General features: G+C 39.5%; 19 protein-coding genes. 6 read left to right on the forward strand and 13 right to left on the reverse strand.

What is annotated here, in order from left to right; genetic code table 11:
• Window positions 1-93 precede the first annotated feature (93 nt).
• From ACHFIY_RS15070 to ACHFIY_RS15095, 6 genes are all read right to left on the reverse strand, one after another.
• On the reverse strand, window positions 94-627 hold the full coding sequence (locus tag ACHFIY_RS15070; RefSeq protein WP_410846940.1) for a hypothetical protein: 534 nt from the start codon (window positions 625-627) through the stop codon (window positions 94-96).
• Between the two features lie 297 nt (window positions 628-924).
• Window positions 925-1,539, reverse strand: coding sequence for an HNH endonuclease (locus ACHFIY_RS15075; RefSeq protein WP_410846941.1), 615 nt, complete (start codon window positions 1,537-1,539; stop codon window positions 925-927).
• A 4-nt stretch (window positions 1,540-1,543) separates the two neighbouring features.
• Window positions 1,544-2,941: an AAA family ATPase gene (locus tag ACHFIY_RS15080; protein ID WP_410846942.1), complete on the reverse strand. Its 1,398-nt coding sequence runs from the start codon at window positions 2,939-2,941 to the stop codon at window positions 1,544-1,546.
• A 115-nt stretch (window positions 2,942-3,056) separates the two neighbouring features.
• On the reverse strand, window positions 3,057-3,422 hold the full coding sequence (locus ACHFIY_RS15085) for a hypothetical protein (RefSeq protein WP_410846943.1): 366 nt from the start codon (window positions 3,420-3,422) through the stop codon (window positions 3,057-3,059).
• 540 nt (window positions 3,423-3,962) lie between these two features.
• Window positions 3,963-4,562, reverse strand: coding sequence for a hypothetical protein (locus ACHFIY_RS15090; protein ID WP_410846944.1), 600 nt, complete (start codon window positions 4,560-4,562; stop codon window positions 3,963-3,965).
• Window positions 4,563-5,809: 1,247 nt separating this feature from the next.
• Window positions 5,810-7,129: an amidohydrolase gene (locus tag ACHFIY_RS15095; protein ID WP_410846945.1), complete on the reverse strand. Its 1,320-nt coding sequence runs from the start codon at window positions 7,127-7,129 to the stop codon at window positions 5,810-5,812.
• Between the two features lie 242 nt (window positions 7,130-7,371).
• Between ACHFIY_RS15095 and ACHFIY_RS15100 the strand changes: the two genes are divergently transcribed.
• The 3 genes from ACHFIY_RS15100 (at window position 7,372) to ACHFIY_RS15110 (ending at window position 9,042) form a co-directional block, all read left to right on the forward strand.
• Window positions 7,372-7,845 carry a 23S rRNA (pseudouridine(1915)-N(3))-methyltransferase RlmH gene (locus tag ACHFIY_RS15100; RefSeq protein ID WP_410846946.1) on the forward strand — a complete coding sequence of 158 codons (474 nt, stop codon included), beginning with the start codon at window positions 7,372-7,374 and terminating at the stop codon, window positions 7,843-7,845.
• A 48-nt stretch (window positions 7,846-7,893) separates the two neighbouring features.
• The gene (locus tag ACHFIY_RS15105) at window positions 7,894-8,256 is read left to right on the forward strand and encodes a four helix bundle protein (protein ID WP_410846947.1); all 363 of its coding nucleotides are present in this window, start codon (window positions 7,894-7,896) and stop codon (window positions 8,254-8,256) included.
• 150 nt (window positions 8,257-8,406) lie between these two features.
• Complete coding sequence (locus ACHFIY_RS15110) at window positions 8,407-9,042, forward strand: YdcF family protein (protein ID WP_410846948.1); 636 nt, start codon at window positions 8,407-8,409, stop codon at window positions 9,040-9,042.
• A 234-nt stretch (window positions 9,043-9,276) separates the two neighbouring features.
• On the opposite strand, the gene ACHFIY_RS15115 is transcribed toward ACHFIY_RS15110, so the two are convergent.
• Window positions 9,277-9,870 carry an IMPACT family protein gene (locus ACHFIY_RS15115; RefSeq protein ID WP_410846949.1) on the reverse strand — a complete coding sequence of 198 codons (594 nt, stop codon included), beginning with the start codon at window positions 9,868-9,870 and terminating at the stop codon, window positions 9,277-9,279.
• Between the two features lie 76 nt (window positions 9,871-9,946).
• On the reverse strand, window positions 9,947-10,990 hold the full coding sequence (ribD, locus tag ACHFIY_RS15120; protein ID WP_410846950.1) for a bifunctional diaminohydroxyphosphoribosylaminopyrimidine deaminase/5-amino-6-(5-phosphoribosylamino)uracil reductase RibD: 1,044 nt from the start codon (window positions 10,988-10,990) through the stop codon (window positions 9,947-9,949).
• Between the two features lie 120 nt (window positions 10,991-11,110).
• Between ribD and prmC the strand changes: the two genes are divergently transcribed.
• The 3 genes from prmC (at window position 11,111) to secDF (ending at window position 16,289) form a co-directional block, all read left to right on the forward strand.
• Window positions 11,111-11,977: a peptide chain release factor N(5)-glutamine methyltransferase gene (gene prmC, locus ACHFIY_RS15125; RefSeq protein ID WP_410846951.1), complete on the forward strand. Its 867-nt coding sequence runs from the start codon at window positions 11,111-11,113 to the stop codon at window positions 11,975-11,977.
• 175 nt (window positions 11,978-12,152) lie between these two features.
• Window positions 12,153-12,827 (forward strand): YiaD family glycine zipper/OmpA-like lipoprotein, encoded by a 675-nt coding sequence (locus ACHFIY_RS15130; RefSeq protein WP_410846952.1) that lies wholly within the window; start codon window positions 12,153-12,155, stop codon window positions 12,825-12,827.
• Window positions 12,828-13,271: 444 nt separating this feature from the next.
• Window positions 13,272-16,289, forward strand: a complete 3,018-nt coding sequence (gene secDF, locus ACHFIY_RS15135) for a protein translocase subunit SecDF (RefSeq protein WP_410846953.1) — start codon at window positions 13,272-13,274, stop codon at window positions 16,287-16,289.
• 220 nt (window positions 16,290-16,509) lie between these two features.
• Here secDF and ACHFIY_RS15140 read toward each other — a convergent pair whose 3' ends face one another.
• The 5 genes from ACHFIY_RS15140 to ACHFIY_RS15160 form a co-directional block, all read right to left on the reverse strand.
• Window positions 16,510-16,854 (reverse strand): HesB/IscA family protein, encoded by a 345-nt coding sequence (locus tag ACHFIY_RS15140; protein ID WP_410846954.1) that lies wholly within the window; start codon window positions 16,852-16,854, stop codon window positions 16,510-16,512.
• A gap of 78 nt (window positions 16,855-16,932) precedes the next feature.
• Window positions 16,933-17,727, reverse strand: a complete 795-nt coding sequence (locus ACHFIY_RS15145) for an urease accessory protein UreD (protein WP_410846955.1) — start codon at window positions 17,725-17,727, stop codon at window positions 16,933-16,935.
• Window positions 17,724-18,359, reverse strand: coding sequence for an urease accessory protein UreG (ureG, locus tag ACHFIY_RS15150; protein ID WP_410846956.1), 636 nt, complete (start codon window positions 18,357-18,359; stop codon window positions 17,724-17,726). The genes ACHFIY_RS15145 and ureG overlap by 4 nt, the downstream gene beginning before the upstream one ends.
• Before the next feature lie 760 nt (window positions 18,360-19,119).
• Window positions 19,120-19,743, reverse strand: coding sequence for a TrmH family RNA methyltransferase (locus tag ACHFIY_RS15155; protein WP_410846957.1), 624 nt, complete (start codon window positions 19,741-19,743; stop codon window positions 19,120-19,122).
• 49 nt (window positions 19,744-19,792) lie between these two features.
• Window positions 19,793-20,476: an urease accessory protein UreF gene (locus ACHFIY_RS15160; protein ID WP_410846958.1), complete on the reverse strand. Its 684-nt coding sequence runs from the start codon at window positions 20,474-20,476 to the stop codon at window positions 19,793-19,795.
• Window positions 20,477-20,516: the final 40 nt, after the last annotated feature.

A 20,516-nucleotide genomic window follows, 5' to 3' on the forward strand; every position in this document is an offset into this window, starting at 1 on the left:
TCACAGACGTGCGGTAGCATCACTTTTTTAGTAACGTGCGCTAGCGGGGCTATGCCGAGCGTTTTATGCTAAGAACTCTACGACTAACTGGAGTCAAGTTGTTATTAAAGAATTGGGATTATCCAAATTATAATCATCTACTAAGTCTTTCCAAACTTGCAACAAGTCAGTGTTTATTTTTTTGAATTCTTCAACAGCAGTCTGCAATTCATCTATTTGATAAATAACTCTCTCGAATTTATTTTCGCCATCTATAAATTGTATGTCAAGTATTTCAATAAACGAACGGTCTTGTTCATTTTCATCAAAAAAAATTTGGCAATGAGCTATATGATTTCTTATTGTCAAGAGTTTAGTTTCTAACAAGTCTAAAGTGACGGATAGCAATTTATATTTTTCGGGAAAATGCTTTTCAAAATCTTCCTTCAACCATTTAAGTTTCATGCCAAGCAAGCATCTTTTAAACTTTCGAACAATTTCAGGATTTTTTGCGTCGCAATAAACTATAATCTTAATAATGTAATATTCCAAGTCGGCTGATAGAGAGAGAAAACGTCCTCTTATCTTTATCTCTTGCAAAATTTTCCATTGTCCAAAAGGAAGGTTTTCAAATTCTTGTCCAAACATAATTTTGATAAAATAAGGTAAAATATTTTTTCGCCCTTTTTGGTCTTCGCTCCGTTCTTCGCCGTTGTTGTGTCTCCCGACCAACAACGAACTACTAGCCTGAATTGATGTTGGTCAGAGACACAACATCGGCGAAGATTGTAGCGAGGGTAATAGCAAAGAGAATTTTCGTATTCACTATCCTGGTGCTGGCTGAGTACTTTGCACACGACCTAAGAGAAGGCACTTCAAAGCCGTGCACTACCAGCCCACTTTTCATTTAGCCTCGTGCGCTAGCTGGGACTAGCTGAGTCTTTGTTATTGTATTCGTTTCATAAGTTCTGCCATAGCTTGTGTTAGCTCTTCTTTTGTAGCTTTCATTATAAAATTTATTAACTTACTTTCTGGCGTTTTACTTTTCAGAGCAGCTTTGGCTTTTTCCTCCACTATTTTAAGTCTAAATAATTCACAAACAGTAATGGTATGGCTACCTTTTTTACTAATTGCTTCAAATACACATCCATCTTTAATTAGAATATTCGTATTATAGTTGTCATAGTGACTATGTATAATCATCATATTTTTTGAATGGTTTGGATATCTTTTTACATCTTTAGACAATACTTTTTTGTCTCCTTTTATTGTATTACACGCTGGGCAAGAGAGAGCTAAGTTTTTTGTTATAAATGTAAAATCAGAATATGTAGCCTTAGGTATAATATGTTCTATATCAACATCTTTTATATCAAAGCCAAGCTCTTTTTTACAATAACAACATTTATTTTCTTGTTGTGGTCGTAAAAAATCTCTTATTCTAGTCTTTAGGCTACTAAAAACATTTTTGTCCCAATCTTCATGACTTATAAAATTATCTTTTATTAATAAAAGGTCTTCATCAGTAAGCGTATAAGGGTTTTCAATTTTATTACTCATATATTTATATTTTTAAAATTGAACTAATTACTAGTTTAAGAGGATCTTGTTCTTTTAGTTTTAAATATAAAACTGACAACTGATCTCTCAACTCTATGAATCTTTTCTCTTTCTTTTTGTTTTTACCAATTAATTCTAACGATTCTGTTACCAAGTTTGAAACGTAATAATTTCTAGTAGTAGGCATTTCAAATACGTTTAGTAAAATATCTTCTGCTGACCAACCAAATGTACTATCAGGCAATAACTTTGAGGTAATTGTGCCGCTTTCTTTTTTAAGAATGATTACAGAAGAATTATCAGTTGGAAGGTCAGAAACTATAAAATGAGAATGAGAGGCAATTATTATATGACAACCCTTGAAATTATCGAATATTTTATTTAATAACTCAATATATCTGTATTGCCAAGAAGGATGCAAACTTAATTCAGGTTCATCTATAAGTACACAGCAATTGTCTTCAACTAGAGGTATCAATGCAATTAAAGTCGTAAGAATATTTGCTTCACCGGAACTTGTGGCAGTAAAATTGAACGGCCGATCACCTTTTTTTACGAGATTGACATCAAATCCTCTTATCATATTGAGTTTACGAAGAATGTTCAAGATTTCATAAATTCTTAGATCTTCTTCATATAGCTTATTATTTCTTACTATTCTATTTATTTTGGTTGTTGAGAAATCAATTTCTAATTCATATTTTCTACTTTCTTGATGTCGCAGCATGTTAAGGAAACTACATATCTCCAAAAACTTATCACTATATCTTTCCTCAATAGTATTAAAAATACTTTTATTTAGTCCTGAGTAAGAAGAGTTTTTATTTATGTAGTTAATCAAATGATGAGGTTGAATTTCTTCAGTTTGTAATTCTGTCAACTCCCTATGAATAATGGTATACTCAAGTTTTATTACTGGTTGGTAGTCCAAATAGTCAAAAACGTGCCTATAACATTTAGATACATTTTTGTTTGCATAATTTTCCAATAGAATATCAATTGCTCTTCTAATTAGAACTCTTGAGGAAGCACCCATTCGCCCTCTTGTACCTAAGTAATTATATCTTTCTTCACGATAATTAAAATCTTCCCCATCTTTAAATCGATAAGAATTGTCCATGGGGAATTTGTCAGAAAGACTATTGGAAACAGAAATAAGTTTACTAGGGCTATTTTCTGTTTCAAAATGTGAAAAAAAGAATAAATCGTTATTTTTAGATTTAAAATTTCCATTTAATACCCTAGCAATACTACCAAGTAATCTACTTTTTCCCGTCCCATTATTTCCAACAATTAAGCTGATGTGATTAGATTTTTTATCATTACTAATATTAACTAATTCAATTTGATCAGTCTGGTAGTTGTCATCTTCTACTTGAATTTTATTTAATCTAAATCTCATTTATTACAATTATTTTATTTAACTTCTCTAACTCATAAATAAACGTCCTTTGCAATTCAGTTCCAAAAATAAGAGTAATGCCATATATTACAAAAGTCTTATCATAATCCCCACCCTACCTCTTCAAAACCTCCTTCAACAATGCAACTTCTTTTTGGGCATCGGCAAGCTGCTTTTGTAAATCAACTATTTGTTGTTGCAGGGCTTTTTCGGCGGTGGTGGTGCTTATGTTTTCGGGCAGCAGGGTTTGGGGTGGCTCAAACAGGTTACGGCCTAACTGTTGGCTGAGGCAGTAAAGCAGGCTAATATTGGTGTTTTTGTTGGCCAACTGTTTGCTCAGAAAATTAACGTCTTTGCCCATGCGCTTGCTTAGGGCGGATAGGCTCAGGTTGCTGTCGTTTGCGTAGTTCCGCACAAAAACGGGTAGGTTCAGTTCGTTTATTTCTTTTTGAACCTGGCTGTAAGTAAAAAATGGCCCCATGTTTTGCTGCTGTTTAGGTTCGTTTATAATGGCTGTAGCCTTGTTTGCAAGGCCTGCAACACAATATTAAACCCGGATTTTGCAGTTGAAATCTATTGCAAGCCCCAACTACTTCAAACACAAGCATTTGCTTGATTTTTTGGCCTAGTCATAGTACACTATGTTTTCGACCAAAAATTCGGCTCAAATACTTGTATTTATTGCATTTGAGCCTTTCATAACGAAGTCAACTGCATAATCCGGGTTAAAACTATTTTTCTATTTTTTATCCGTTTTTAGATGCACACTCTCCTTTTATTGATGCGTATTCTACTAAAATTGACGTAAATTCTTCCAAAATAGAAGTACACTATCCCAAAATTGATGTACACTATCCTAATATGGATGTATTCGTGTATTTTTTTGATGCACCTTTAAAAAGCAATTGGGGCAGCGGTAATTTCCCCGCCACCCCAAGTGCTTGTACTCGCTGCCACTTCTTTTGGACAACTTCCCGAAAGTTTAAACTTTCGGGAAGTTTAAGTTTCCACCAGCAAAAAATTACAAAGTTACTTTCCAAGATGCACCGCCCGTTGTGCTGTTGTTTTTTACAAACAAGGCATCGCCGTCGGCGGCAATGTTGCCTAGCGTGGTAGTGGCAGCTGTGTTTCCCTGCACGGTAAAAGCCGTGCCTACGGCCACGCCTTTCTTGTACAACTGAAAATCGACCGCTTGCTTAGACGTGCTTTCCAACGTTACCGGGGTGCTACTTGCGTAAACGAAGGTTGTTACTGCCTTGCTTTCGCCTGCGTTTAGGCTGCCACTGTATACACTAGTGCTGCTGCCCTTACCGTAAACGTCCAGCACATCGGTGGCCTCGAAGGTTTCAAACAGTAGACGGTTGGTTTTGCGGTAGCTGCGCATGTCCTGCCTTATCTTGTCCAGGATGTCGTCCAAATCGTCCAAGTTTAGCTCCACCATTTTGCCGTAGGCTTGGGTTTCGGCCTTGCTTTGCAGGGGCTTAGCAATAATGGCCTCGAAGGAAGTGATGTTGCCGGAAAGGTCTGTAATGTCTGCGGCAGATACGTTGTGGCTAGCCGCCAGTACCGTGGCAACGGCAGTGGGTTGCGCCTTGCCGAGTACGTACTTGGCAAATTCCAACAGTTGCAGGTAGGCTGTTCAGCATCAGGCAGCCTGATTCGTACAGTTTTTAGCTGTATTTTGGTTCAAGTCATTGCATTTCAGATACCCCATCCCCGTCATTGTAACGATAGGAGAAATCTAACCGGATGTAGCAGTGTTGGTAGCCATTTTCAAAGACCACTTTTGCAACTTTCGGCGACAAACAAAACAGTTTTGCACTATACAACACAGGGGGAAATATGACACAGCAAAACTGGTTGGACAATCCCAAACAGCATACAAAAGCAACTTGGCAAAACCTGCGGCCACAACCTGACCAGGCACTTCGGGGAACAAAAATTATTTATAGGTTGACACAGCTTGTAGCTTTACAAAGTCTCCCCTGTCCCCAACCTATATGGGGGAATTTTGGGATGCTCATGGGGGAAATATTCCCCCATATAGGATTTTACTTTTGGACAATCCCTGACAGTAAACTAATTTACAGTAGTTTACCAATAGGCGGACTTGGAAACCTAAAAATAAGCACTTTTAATACATGATAAATCATCATTGATACACGATAAATCCACATTGATACACAATAAATCATCATTAAATCACCATTAAATCACGGTAAAACCTTCGTCAATTATGAACAAAACAACTGTATATCAATGAGTTACAGCAAATGAACAACCTAAAAAATTGAAAATTAAAAAATACAACCCTGAAAAGAACACAAAAGTAGGCATACGGCACGCTTTGGTCTTTCAAAAAGTTTTACTTTTTCATAAACTTTGTGGTTTTACAAAGGTCGTTCACTCGGCTTTAGTTCGGTCGTGAGGTTATATATTTGGCTATGGAAAAAACATCGGCAATATTGCAATCATTGGGCTTTGGTTCCGGGCTGGCCCAGCGCTATGCCCCTGCCTGCAGGCAATACCTTGCTCGATTGATTCTTATAAAGGCTTACCCTTATAAATCATTGAATCCCTTTATGCGATTAGATTTTTCATGCCTTACAATTACGTGCCGATATTTGGTGAGATTTCTCCTGCGTTACAATGACGGGGATGATGAACGCGAATGGGCGTAAGCATTACGCCCCTACAAGCCGTCATTAACCATTTTTTCTGGTGTGCCAGATGCTTAATTCGAAATGACGAGGATGCAGAAAGCGAAGGAATAGCTTAAAACTGTACGAAGTGTTTAAAGCCTATTCTGAACAGCCTACCTCTGAGGTTTCAAAAACTGCTAGTACTGAAACACTAAATAAACAGTTATTATTTAAACAGCTCCAACAGCACATTGCTACCAATGATTGCCCCTAATGGGATGGCACTTAGGTCTACAGCAAAATTGGGGTTGTGGTTGTTATACGGATATGCTTTGCCGCTTTTACTGTGTTTGGCACACACTTCTGGGTTGCCAATGCCTACAAACATAAAATCGTAAACAGGGTTTTTCTTGCTGTTGATTACCAATAAAGGAAAATCTTCTGCACCCATTGTTGGCGGCGTACCCGTTATTTGCTTGATATTGGGGAGGTTTTTTTTCAGCCCGGCATTTATTTTATCTACCATGGCCGTGTCATTTTTTACTGGGTACACCGACCCGCCCATTTTTACGGTTGGGTACAAATCGGGCGGCAAGTTATTGGCGAAGGCAATGCTGCTATCAACCCGGTTGATGCCATTTACCATTAAGTCTCTGTCGGCATCGTTGTACCAGCGCGTGGTGATTTTCAACGTGGCTGTTGTTGGGATGATATTGGCCACCGTGCCTGCTTCCACAGAGCCAACTGTGATTACATGCGGGTTAAGGGCAGAAATGCTGCGGTTTACAATGGCTTGATATTCCAGAATAGCCGTTGCGGCCATTATCACAGGATCCTTGGCAAGGTGCGGGGCAGAACCATGCCCGCCGATGCCATTGAAAATAACTTCCATACCCGTGGAGCCTGCCATGCGGTTGCCTGCAATATTCTCCACATAGCCTACGGCATAAGGCGTGGTGTGCATCCCAAATAAGTAATCGGGCAAAGGCACGCCTTTAGCATACATGTTGTCTTTTACCATGGCATTTGCACCCTGTATATACTCCTCCGCGGGCTGGGCTACAAAAACCAAAGTCCCTTTCCAAATATTTTTCATGTTTACCATTACTTTGGCTACGCCCAATAGCCAGGTTACATGGGCATCATGCCCACAAGCGTGCATCAATGGCACTACTGTGCCATCGACTTTTTTAGTTGTTTCCGTGCTGGCATACGGCAGCCCTGTTGTTTCCTTCATGGGCAAGGCATCCATGTCTGCCCTGTACATTACTACTGGGCCATCCCCATTGTGCAATACCCCAGCCACGCCGGTTTTGCCCAAGCCTGTAACCACATCATACCCAAGTGCCTGTAATTCTTTTGCAACAATTGCCGAAGTCCTTTTTTCAGTAAAGCCCAGTTCTGGGTGCTGGTGGATGTCTTTGTATATCTCTACCAGCCGCAGCGAATCGGCATCTACCAATTGCTTCACTAGTGGGTATTGACCATATAAATCATGGCAAAGCAAAAAAGCTGTAATTATAAATAGCCAAGTATATTTCCTCATATTTCAGTTTGTTTTATTGTCTTGTGGTAATGCAGGCAACAATGTAATATAACTATAAAACCAACCGTTGCGATTCAGATGCAATTTAAAGCAATTTGCCACGAAGGCGCAAAGAGGCAAAAGGTTTAAGGAAAAAAGAAAAAAAACTCCTTTTATGCTTTTCTTCGTACTACTTTGAGCCTTTGTGTCTTTGTGGCAAAATAAGTACTGGGTTGTAAAACCCAACCATTTATTTTTACCACATGAAGATTACCCTTTGCAGTATTGGCAAGCCCCACGATGCAGCCTTGAAACAATCCGTTGAAGATTTTTCAAAACGCATAGCCAACTACTACCCAACAGATTGGCTTATTATTGCCCCACCTAAAAATGCGGGTGTATTAAGCGCTGATGATTTAAAAAAAGCAGAAGCCACTACCCTACTGCAACAGCTTGCCAAAGACGATTACATAGTTTTATTGGACGAGAGGGGCAAAAACATTAGCTCTCCTGAATTAGCTTCCTTGATACAGCAACGGGGGAATGAAAGTAACAAACGCATAGTTTTTTTAATCGGTGGGGCTTTTGGTGTAGCTGAGGCCATATTTAAGCGTGCCAATTTTACATGGGCCTTATCAAAACTGGTGTTCCCGCATATGATTGTACGCTTGATATTAGCCGAGCAGGTATATAGGGCTTGCACTATTTTGAGGAATGAGAAATACCACCATATCTAATTAGGAATTAAGAATTAGGAATTATTTTTTATTTTAGATTTTGAAGAAATGAAGAACGATAATATTATTCAAACCAAAAGCTATGTTTTTGCTATTAGGATTGTAAAACTAGCTGCTTATATCAGGGAAGAGAAAAAAGAATTTGTGCTTACCAAACAACTGCTTCGTAGCGGCACATCTATTGGTGCAAATATAGAAGAAGGCTTAGGGGGCCAATCAGAGAAGGATTTTTATGCTAAATTATGTGTTGCTTACAAAGAAGCCCGTGAAACACATTATTGGATTAGGTTATTGCGTGACACAAATTATTTAACTGAAACTGAATCTAACAGTATATTAGCAGACTGTGATGAGTTGTTGAAAATAATTGGTTCAATTCTTAAAACCATGAAGAGTAAGCTCAATTCGTAATTCCTAATTCTTAATTCCTAATTGTATATGTTTTTCATTCTCTCCAAGCTTTTTTCTTTTTTCCTTGAGCCATGCAATTGGGTATTGTTTTTATTTATTGGCTGGTTAATAGTGAAAAATAAAAAAATAAAAAAAAAGCTGCTCGTTGCCTTGGCAGTAGTAGCAATCGTTTTTTCAAACCCATTCCTTCAAAATGAAGCTGAGCTAGCGTGGCAGGTAAACAAAAGTGGGTTGGAGCAAGGCAAGCAATACGAAGCAGGCATATTGCTAGGTGGCATGGCGGGCTACGACAAACACAATGTTGCCCATTTCAGCGGGGCGGCAGACAGGTTTATAGAAGTAAACAAACTGTACCACCAAGGCATTATCAAAAGGATTATTGTAAGCAGCGGCACTGCCCGCTTGCAGCAAGACGAACCAGGGGAAGCTGATTTCTTAGCAGACGTGCTGCTAAAATCTGACGTGCCTGCCTTGGCAATTTTTATTGAAAACAAATCGAGGAATACATTTGAAAATGCTAGTTTTTCAAAGCGCATCCTTGACTCCTTGCAACTTAAAGGCCCTTTTGTTTTGGTTAGTTCTGCTATGCACTTGCCTAGGGCATTGCTGGTATTTAAAAAAGCTGGCCTGCCTGTGGTAGCCTACCCCTCTGCTTTTAACGCTACTGAAAAAAAATATAACTGGACTGATTATGTATGGCCATCTATAGGCACCATTTATGCTTGGGCAGGCTTGATAAGGGAGATGGTGGGCGTGGCAATGTATAAGTTGACGGGGAAAGCGTAAATTAATTATGAGTTATGAATTATGAGTTATGAATTTTAGACTTATGTGTGATGCCTACGGCATTTAGTATATTTTCTTAACTATCTTTATGAATTTGAATTTTTTAACTCATAACTCATAACTCATAACTCATAACTCATAACTCATAACTCATAACTCATAACTCATAACTCATAACTCATAACTCATAACTCATAACTCATAACTCATAACTCATAACTCATAACTCATAATTCATAACTTCTTTGTTTCCACCGTATGCAGTTCTTTTAGTTTGCTTGTGGCTTCTGCTAAATGGGCTTTGGGGATACCTATTTCTAGGATATTGAACAATTGGTTTTCTTGTTTTAGGATAGTGCAATTGTATTGCTTTACTATCATCATTACTTCGTTCATCATGGTGTAATCAAATTGAAGCTGATATTTTATTTCTACGGGGTATTGTATGCTGGGGGTTAGTTGCAGAGCCATGGAAGCGGCAGACCTGTAAGCATTAATCAATCCCGGCACACCCAACAAAGTGCCTCCAAAATAGCGAACTACTACTATTAATACATTTGTCAATTGCTTGCTGTCTATGGCATTCAGAATGGGCTTGCCCGCAGAACCGCTAGGTTCCCCATCATCGCTTACCCTAAAAACCTTGTTGCCCAAGCCTACCCTGTAGGCAAAGCAGTGGTGCACAGCTTTTGCATGTTCTTTCTTTAAGCCCTGTATTATTTTTTTTAAATCTTCCGGGTCGGCAAAAGGATACGCATAAGCTATAAAGCGGCTACCCCGGTCTTTGTATTCTGCAATAGTTGCTTTGTTGATGGAAAAGTAGTACAAATTAATTATGAGTTATGAATTATGAATTATGAGTTAAGGCACCCTATTCACCACTATATACTTATCAAATAATGCCTTACAACTGATAATTTACGACTTGTATCCTATCATTATCAACCATAAACGATTTTTCAATTGCTGCATTAAAAAGTATTGGTGCATGCACGCCATCTGCAACAGAAAGTTGGGTATTGGTTATTACCCTTGCCTCGTCCCACAAGTGGTAATCAATAAAAGATTGCAGTGTTTTGCTCCCCCCTTCTACTAATATGCTTTGGATATTTTTTTTATAACACATATTCATTATTTGCGGCAAAATAGCTGTTTCCCTTTTCAATTGATAATATATGAGGTTTTCTTTTTCTTCCTGCTTCAAGTAATTAAAAACAATAGTAGGCTGTTGCTGGTCGAACAATTGCAACGAAGTTGGCAACGCCAATTCCATATCAATCACCAACCTTATTGGCTGCTTGCCACTCCACAAGCGGTTAGATAAGGATGGGTTGTCTTGCAAAGTAGTATTTGTGCCTACTAATATAGCCGCTTCCTCGCTTCGCCATTTGTGTACCAGCCTGTTGGTAATATCATTGCTAATCAATAACCTCTTTGTTGAGTGGCTACCTATAAAATGATTAGCTGTTTCCGCCCATTTCAATACAATAAAAGGCCTTTTTCTAGCATGGAATGTAAAAAAACGTTTGTTCAGTTCTTTACATTCAGCCTCCAATACACCCACCAATACGTCAATACCTGCTGCTTTCAATCGTTCAATGCCTTTGCCATCAACTGCTTCAAAACTATCCCTGCACCCCACTACTACCTTGGGGATTTGATGCTTGATAATTAAATCGGCACAAGGGGGTGTTTTGCCAAAATGGGCACATGGTTCTAGGCTTACATATATAGTTGACAAAGGGATGAGGTGCTTGTCGTTTTCTGCTACGCTATTGATGCAGTTTACCTCGGCATGTGCCTGCCCATATTGCTGGTGGTAGCCCTCCCCTATTATCCTTCCCTCGTGCACCAATACACTGCCAACCATTGGGTTTGGCGCAACCGCCCACCTGCCCAATTGGGCAAGCTGCAAACAACGGCGCATGTATGGTTGGTGTAGATTCATTGGGGAGTTTTTGTTTCACGGTTCACCGTTAACCGATAGCGACTTTCGGTGAGCGGTTTACGGTAAGCCGTTTAGCGACAGCTGCGAATATAACCGAAATGGTAGTATTATTGCCCTTTTATGACCACCCACTCAGCATACCAGCAATTACAAAACCAGTTGTGTGAATTATACAACAACCGTGAGGCAACCAACATTGCCGACTGGGTGATGGAATATGTAACAAAGCAAACTAAAATAGAAAGGATAATCCATAAAACCCAATCCATAAATGCAGAACAAGCAAAGCAACTGGAAGGCATAACCGTACAACTGTTGCAGTACCGCCCAGTGCAATATGTACTGCAGGAAGCATGGTTTGCTGGGATGAAATTTTATGTTGACGAAGCAGTGCTAATACCAAGGCCAGAAACGGATGAATTAGTAGAGTGGGCTGTTGAGCAAGCCAAGGCAACGATGGTTACACCTTCCCGGTTGGCCATTTTAGATATTGGCACAGGCAGTGGCTGCATACCTATTGCACTAAAAAAGAAACTGCCGCAGGCAGATGTTAACGCTATTGATATTAGCCACCAAGCACTTGCAGTAGCAAGGAAAAATGCGGACAACTTACAAGCCGCCATCCATTTACAGAAAATAGATTTTTTAGACGAGTCTGGCTGGGGCAAGCTGGGCATTTACAATATCATCATTAGCAATCCGCCGTATATAAAGCAATCGGAAAAAAACAGCATGAGCCAGCATGTAACGCTGTTTGAGCCCAATATGGCGTTGTTTGTAAGCGATAACGACCCATTGATTTTTTACCGGAAAATTGCCATTTTTGGGCAGCAGCACCTTGTCGAAGGTGGGCATATTTTTGTGGAAATAAATGAAGCTCTTGGGCAAGAAACGGTGGCTTTATTCAACAGTTGCGGCTATAGTACTGAACTGAAAAAAGACTTGCAAGGCAAGGATAGGATGGTAAAAGCCAGTATTCCATTTTAGGCATAACCCCATTAAATTATCCCCAAAGCAACCTTTCCTTCACTTATAGCCCATTTACCCATTAAATTTGCTGTTTCACCGACTTCCCAAATTCATTTACAAGTCGCTTAAAAGATTTTTTATTAAAAAGAGCAGCAAATAATTGATACCTGCTGCCGTCTAAAATTTCACATTTATGAAAACAATGAAACAGGTTCTAGTTCTTTTATTACTTGCCGCAGTAGTATTACAAGGTTGTAGTTCTGCCAACAAAACCCAGAAAGGCGCAGCTATAGGTGCAGGTGGCGGCGCAGTGCTAGGTGGCATTATTGGCAGCTTGTCTGGCCATGTGGGCGTTGGTGCCATTATTGGTGCTGCTGTTGGCGGTGGAGCAGGTGCCATTATTGGCCATAAAATGGACAAGCAAGCTGCTGACATCCAAAAAGACCTTCCCAATGCAAAAGTAGAAAGGGTTGGTGAGGGCATAGTAGTAGAATTTAGCGATAAAATTTTATTTTCTATCAACCAATACAACCTTTCTCCTGCAGCAAAAGCAAGCCTAGACAAATTAGTAGCTGTGCTGGTAAAATACCCAGACACCAACATTGAAATACAAGGGCATACAGACAACACAGGCTCTGCAGCATACAATTTAAAATTGTCGCAGCAAAGGGCAGACGCTGTAAAAGCATATATTGTAAGTAATGCGATAGATGCATCTAGGCTTACTTCAAAAGGTTTCGGTGCAGACTCCCCACAGTATAGCAACGATACTAAGGAAGGGCAAGCACAAAACCGCAACGTTCAGTTTGTAATATCGGCAAATGATAAAATGAAAACTGATGCAAGCAAAGAAGCGGCAAAACCTTAGTTGATTGATACCATTTAACAAGTGTTGCCAATCTATTTAAGGTTGGCAACACTTTACAAAAACTTGCTCCATTTACTTGACAAAGCTAACTCTATAAGTTTGTTCATGTGAAGCACTGCATTATATAAAACTAATTCTTTTTCAAAATATGGTTAATATCATTGTAGACAAAACAACTTTAGCTTCTGTAATAATTTCACTTGTCTGTATAACCCTTGTAGCATTATAACCCTAATTTGTTGCTTTTAGCAACAAGAAATTTCAAAACAGCGATACATCCATAATGCCTGTTTATAGTTTTTATGCCTTAGAGGCAATATCAATTTCCACAAAAAGCCAAAATTCCCTCTCAAAAATTACCAAAAAATCACTATGGTTTTTTTTCTACCCATTCCCCTATCTTTGCCGACTTTTAAAAAATAAACTAGTTAAATTCCCGCTTATATGCAACTGAAAGGTTTAGTACGATTTTTCGCCATCGCACTTATTTTAATCTGTGTTTACCAATTGTCATTTACCTGGATTGTTCGCAGCCACGAAAGTAATATGGAAGCCAAGGCAGACAAATGGCTTTCTGCCTACCCCAAGCCCGAAATAAAATATGCAGGCAATAACGACTTGCAGGCTCTGTATGCCGACACGCTGAAAGAACTGAAAAGGGTAAGGCTACAACGCTTGCTGGACAGTACAAAAGACACCAAGATAGGCCTACTAGGCCTGACTACTTACCGTAGTGCAAAAGACAAGGAACTAATGCTGGGCTTGGATTTGCAGGGTGGTATCAGCGTAACCATGGAAGTAGGGCTGGATGGCTTGCTGAAATCGTTGGCAAACTATACTAAGGATGCAGCTTTCAACAAGGCTTTGGACGAGGCAGTTAGCAAAAAAGCAAATGGTGGAGCAGATTTAATAACGCTTTTCACCACTGCATTCAAGCAACAAAACCCTTCTACCCCTCTAGCACCTTTTTTTGTTGCTAAAAGCAATGGCAAGGTAAAATACGATGCAAGCGATGCCGTTGTTGCCAATTACCTTACGGAGCAAGCTACCATAGCATTTAACAACACCTACCGCATCCTGCGTACCCGTATCGATAAATTTGGTGTTGCTTCCCCAAATATCAATCAAGACCCCGCCAAGGCAATTATAAGCATTGAGTTGGCTGGTGCAAACGACCCAGAAAGGGTGCGTAATTACTTGCAATCTACTGCCAACCTTCAATTTTTTGAAGTATATAACCTGAACGAAATTGGCGAAGGCATCAAGAATGCAGACAAAGCCGTGCAGGATTATTTGAATGGCGTAAAAGCTACTGTGGTAGATACTGCTAAGGTAAAAGACAGCACGAAAGCTATTGCAAAGGCCGACACAAGTAAAAACAAATTGAACGAAGCCCCGATAAGAAGGATAATTCAGTTTGAACAGCCTTACCAAGGCAAGAATGGCAAAACCATTTTCCCTTCTTCTATTGGCTATATCCAAAGTTCCGATACTTGCCTTTTGAATGGTTATTTAAGGATGGACATTGTAAAAGCTAAGTTCCCAGCTAACCTTTCTTTCATGTATGGAAAGGTAGATATTGACGATCCTAAAGCAAGAAACGTTTTACAATTATATGCAGTTAAAACCCTTGACAATGGTCAAGCAGAGCTAGAAGGCGAGCATGTAACAGAAGCCAAGCAAGATTATGACGAGCGTGGCAAAGTGGCTATTAAAATGAACATGGACAAGATAGGTACTAATATATGGGCTAAAATGACAGCCCGCAATATTGACAAGCCTATTGCCATTGTACTTGATAATTTTGTTTACTCTGCCCCTAATGTAAACGATGCCATCACCACAGGTAGCTCGCAAATAAGCGGCAACTATTCTGCCAAGGAAGCACAAGATTTGTCTGAAATATTAACCAGTGGAAAGCTAACTGCCCCTGCCCGTATTGTTCAGGAACAAGTAATCGGGCCAACTATTGGCCAGGCTGCAGCAAAAGGTGGTTTACTATCTTTTTTAATCTCTTTCCTTGTCATATTTGCTTTGATGCTGGTGTATTATAATACTGCTGGCTGGGTTGCAAACATTGCCTTGATTTTAAACTTATTGTTTACCATTGGTATTTTAGCCGCTTTAAACTTTACATTAACGGCTGCTGGTATTGCTGGCTTGGTATTAACCATTGGCATGGCTGTGGATACCAACGTAATTATTTTTGAAAGGATTAAAGAAGAATTGACTAAGGGCAAGAATTATCAAGCTGCTGTAACAGAAGGTTACAGGCGTTCGTTGGCGCCTGTGTTGGATGCCCACGTTACCACATTCCTTACGGCGGCAATTTTGTTCTACTTTGGTTTAGGTCCTGTACTTGGCTTTGCCACCACGCAAATGATTGGTATTATTTTATCTTTGTTCTGCGGTATCCTTGTTTCGCGCTTGGTTACAGACTTGTACATGAACAAAAACCGCCACTTCGATTATTTCACTGGTATTTCTAGGTCAATTTTCCAACATGCTTCATTTAGGTTTATTGAATATAGGAAAGTAACTTACGGAATATCTGCAGTAGTGTTGGTATTGGGCATTGCCTCATACTTCAATGGCTTTGACAAAGGCGTGGAATTTGAAGGTGGCCGTAGCTATACCGTTAAGTTTGACAAAGCAGTAAGCACAGATGCTATACGTGATGACTTGAAAAAAGCATTCAATGGTGAAACCCCTGTTATTAAAACAGTTGGATCTTCTACGCAATTGAACATCACTACCGCTTACAAAATCACTGAAAACAATAAAGATAATAGCCTTGACAAAGAGGTAGAAACCAAATTGTATGAAGGGCTTAAAAACTACTTGCCACAAGGGCTTTCTTACGCTGATTTTGATACTAAGTACAAGCAAGGTTCACAAACAGTACAGCCTACCATATCTGAGGAGTTGAAAGCTGGTGCTACACAAGCTACTGTTTTCGCCTTGATAGCTATTTGCCTGTACATATTCATCCGTTTCCGTGATTGGAGGTACAGTTTGGGTACTATTGTATCTTTGTTGCACGATGTATTTGTAACCTTGATAGTGTTCAGCTTTGCACGCAAGATTGTCCCTTTCCCATTAGAAATTGACCAGCACTTTATTGCGGCGGTGCTAACCGTGATAGGTTTCTCGATGAACGATACCGTGATTGTATATGACAGGATTAGGGAGGACAGCAAATTGATGCGTGGTGAAAGCAATGCAACCATCATCAACAAAGCGATTAACCAAACCCTTAGCCGTACGGTAATGACATCGTTAACCGTGTTCCTTACCATCTTAATCTTGTTCATCTTTGGTGGCGAGGTTACAAGGGGTTTTGCGTTTGCAATGCTTGTGGGTGTGTTTACAGGTACATACTCCTCCATTTTTGTAGCAGCGCCTATCTTGGTTGACTTTGCCAAAGACAAACCATTGGGTTCTGGCGAAGACAAAAAATAAAACAACGGGTTGATATAATTAGAAAAGGCTTCTTCAAAAATTTTGAAGAAGCCTTTTTTGTTATAAGTATAATAGTGTCTGGATTAGGATTTGTGGGATTTGAAGATTGTAGAATTTGTTACTACAAAAAATAATCCTCTTGCTTTCTTCTTTCCCTTAATTCTTCGTGCTACTTTGTGTTTTCGTGCTTTTCTGGCTATACAAGCCATATATGAACTGGTTACACGCTAAAAGAAGTGCCACATCCACAGGTTTTGCTGGCATTGGGATTGGTAAATGTAAAGCCACGGCTATTTAGGCCATCGTGCCAATCTACCTGCATTCCAAACAAATACATTTGGTGGCTGGGTGTCATGATAAATTCCAACCCATCTGCATCATATACCTCATCTTCTGGCAATTGCTCATCGAAGCCAAGCACATAAGTAAGCCCACTGCAACCACCGCCTTTTATGCCAATGCGCAGCTTTTGCGTAGCGTCAAAACCTTCTTCCGCCATTAACCTTTTTATTTCCGTAACCGCATGAGCGGTAAATTTTATTGGTGAAGCAACTATTGTATCCATAAAATAATGTTTAATTCTGATGCAAAAATAATTAAAGTACGCAGTTTTACAACGGTTGGTTATATCGTTTAAAGGAATTTAAGATGCCTTTTCGGTTATCTGATAAATTTGATACAGCCCAATTGCTTTTAGGCAATCGTACAATTGTTCAGCCTTATACCCTAATATCCTTATAATCAACCCATTTATTGGTGCAGCAGTAACGCCGAAAGCAATCCCTTTTTGTTGGGATAAGTATTCATAAATGCCATCACTCAATGGTATGCAATCTGCATTCTCATCTAAAAATATAAGGCTTGCTTGATGCGTAAACCCTTCTAACTGGCCAATGGCATTTACATCTATAAGGGCTGGCTGCATCAGCAGGTTTTCTTTGATAACCAATTTCCCTTGCAGGAATACCTGGGTAATACTATGATATTTAGAAAATTGGAACAATTCGCCATTCAGCTTTCTACCACAGGTTAATACCTCGCCCCAGACTAAGCTGCAACCAGCTTGTAGGTATATGCTGCTTTTAGTAACAAAACTTGCATTTTCATGTGGTACTGAAGGGTGGGGCAGATAAGTAAAAGTAGCTCCTTCTTTCAAATGCACTTCCATTAATTGCCTTGCTCCTGTTTTCATATTAAACAGCCGCTGGTAGCTTTGCGTATGCAATTGCATGGCACAACCAGCATCCAGTTCTACTTTCAATTGGTAATCATCACCATCCAATATACCCGGCGATGAACTCATTATAGAAATCTGTAGGTTATTAACCGTCTTGTCTTCCGTGATGTTGGCTATTTTCAGCGGTGGGGTGAAATAGCTGTGTTTCAAATAAGTGATACCGTTTCTCAAAGCGGTAGTTATGTGCAGTTGTGCTATCATCTCCACAATTTTGGTTCTTCCGCTTCTTCCAGCAGGGCATATTTTTTTATCCAGCCTATCACTGTTTGCAGGCCTTCGCCACTCATCAGGTTGGTAAACACAAATGGCTTGCCTTGCCGCATCTTTCGGGCATCACGTTCCATCACACCAAGATCGGCATGTACATAAGGTGCCAAGTCTATCTTGTTGATGATCAGCAAATCGCTCCTAGTAATGCCAGGGCCGCCTTTACGAGGTATTTTATCGCCTTCGGCTACATCAATTACGAAAATAGCCAAGTCTGCCAAATCGGGGCTAAAAGTCGCCGAAAGGTTATCGCCACCGCTTTCTATAAAAATGAGCTGCACGTCGGGTATTCTTTGTGCCATTTCATCCACGGCTTCTAGGTTCATGCTGGCATCTTCCCTGATGGCAGTGTGTGGGCAACCCCCTGTTTCCACGCCAATAATCCTTTCCGGCGGTAGCAGGCTGTTTTTGGTTAAAAACTCTGCATCTTCTTTTGTATAAATATCATTGGTTATTACGCCTAGGCTATATTCAGCAGCCATTTGGCGGCTTAGCCTTTCTATCAATGCTGTTTTGCCTGAACCTACAGGGCCCGCTATGCCTATTTTAATATAATTCCTATCCATATTTCTTTTTTCCTTGCTACGCAAAATAGGAAAAGATTGGGCAATGTGCAAAAATTATATATGTCACAAAGGCTCAAAACACAAAGAGGCACTAAGTTTTAAATCGAAGGAAGGTATATACGAATCAAATTCATATCAGCCCATTTTGGCCATATTCGGGTGCATTTCAAATCTTCGCTTTTTATTATCCTTTTTTTATTTATAAGCAACATACAGGATTTTTGGTAATATCTGCATAAACCCTTCAACCTCACCTTTTGTAGAGGGAGAAGGAAAGAGGGGAAATTGAAGAACTAAGCCAAGATTTAAAATGGTTTTTTCTTCTTTTTCCGTGATTTATTTTTTTTTACCATTTCCCTTTTTGCCTATAATTCATTGATATTCAGTTGTTTATATTTTTTAAGCCTCTTTTTTTATTATAATTTAAGTGAATTTTATTATAGTTTATTGATAATGGAATGATAGTTTTATTATAAGAAACTGATAATTTATTGATAATAAACTGATAAGATTTTGACGGTGGATTATCATTTTCCCCAGCCAATTACCAGCTTGGGCAGGAGCTAAAGCAAATGTGGCTAGTTACTGTTTTAATGTAAAGTTAGCATGGATAGGAATATAGCCCAACATGAAAATCCTATATGGGGGAGATATTCCCCCATGAGTATCAAAATTTCCCCCATATAGGATGTTTGTTGAACCCGGATTTTGCCAAATAGAAAAAATCAAAAACCGAAATTTTGAAATGCACCCCATATCCTTATTCAGGTTTAAATGGTTCATCCTTCTTTCTATTGCGTATATTCATTTTTTGGAATGCCCGTCTTTGCCTAGCTATTTCGTATAAAACAATGCCTGTGGATGTACCTAAGTTTAAACTTTCTACAATGCCAAACATTTCAATATTAATGCAGGCTTTGCTACGTTCAACAGCTAAATCGCTTATCCCGATTGTCTCAGTGCCAAACCATACCGCAAGCCTTTTTTGCGTATAGTTGCCTTCGTGTAATATAACGTTTGTTTTGCCTTTGATGTGAGGGGAGGTTACGATGGAAGTAAATTTGTTTTTCTCTAGGTGTTGAAAGCATTCCTCGGTGCTATTGAATATTTTTACAAAGCTCCATTTGATAGCAGATACGGATGTTTTTAATAGCGTTTTTTCCTCCCTCATTTCTTGCCAATCTTTTGGCACTAGGTTTCGGCTATCAACAATATACAACTTCTCTACCCCAAGGGCATTGATATTCCTAATAACAGTGCCAATGTTTTTTGGGTCGCCCGGTTCTTCAAGCACCGCTATTAAGTTGATGCATCGATCATCTTTTATTTTATCAGCACGTTTCCTTAAACTGCTTTTTTCTTTAACTATGTTGTCTTCAGTCATTATAAACTATTGATTTTGTGATTGTGTAATTAAAATTAAGCTATATATATTACGACATATACAGCCTAGTATACAACCGCTCATGCTGCATACAACTAATATCAAAACCAGCGCAGCAAAGACCAATCAGGTCTTTGTCGGGCTGCATACTATTGGTGGCTAACTGGCTAATTAACGGTTGCAGGGAAAACAAGATTGCCTGCCCATCCTGCTGGCCTAGGGGGATTAGTTTTACACTATTGGTAGCTAAGCCAACTGCAGCATTGTACAAAAAGCCTGTCAAAGCATCTATTTTGGCAACTTCCAGTATGGCAGCACACAAGCCAAAAGCGATGCAATAATGCCCCGTGGCTGTTTGTTGCTTGATGGTAGCGGCATATTTATCGAGCAAAGGATGCTTGCACAGGGGTTGGAATAGTTTTATCAGCCGCAGGCCTAGCTTTTGGCTTGCCTGCCGCATTTCACGGGGGAGTTTTACAGCAGTACATTCTTCGTCTAATAAAAGAAGTGCATCTATATCCCCGGCTTGGATTGCATCAAAAGCCAAGGACACAAAAGCCGCATCATTGTAAAACAAGTTGTTGCTAAGCATCTGGGTAATAAAGAGTTTGGCCGAAGCGGCATCTTTTACCACATTCTTTTGCACATAAGTTTCCAAGCCTGCCGAGTGCGAAAAACCACCGATGGGCAGGGTAGGGTCAGTGAGGTGAAGTAGGTGTAAGAGGCTATTCATAATGCAAATGATGGTTTAGATTCGACAACTTTTTGAAAGT

This window comes from Parasediminibacterium schistidii, from assembly GCF_046546515.1.
Lineage (GTDB): Bacteria > Bacteroidota > Bacteroidia > Chitinophagales > Chitinophagaceae > Parasediminibacterium.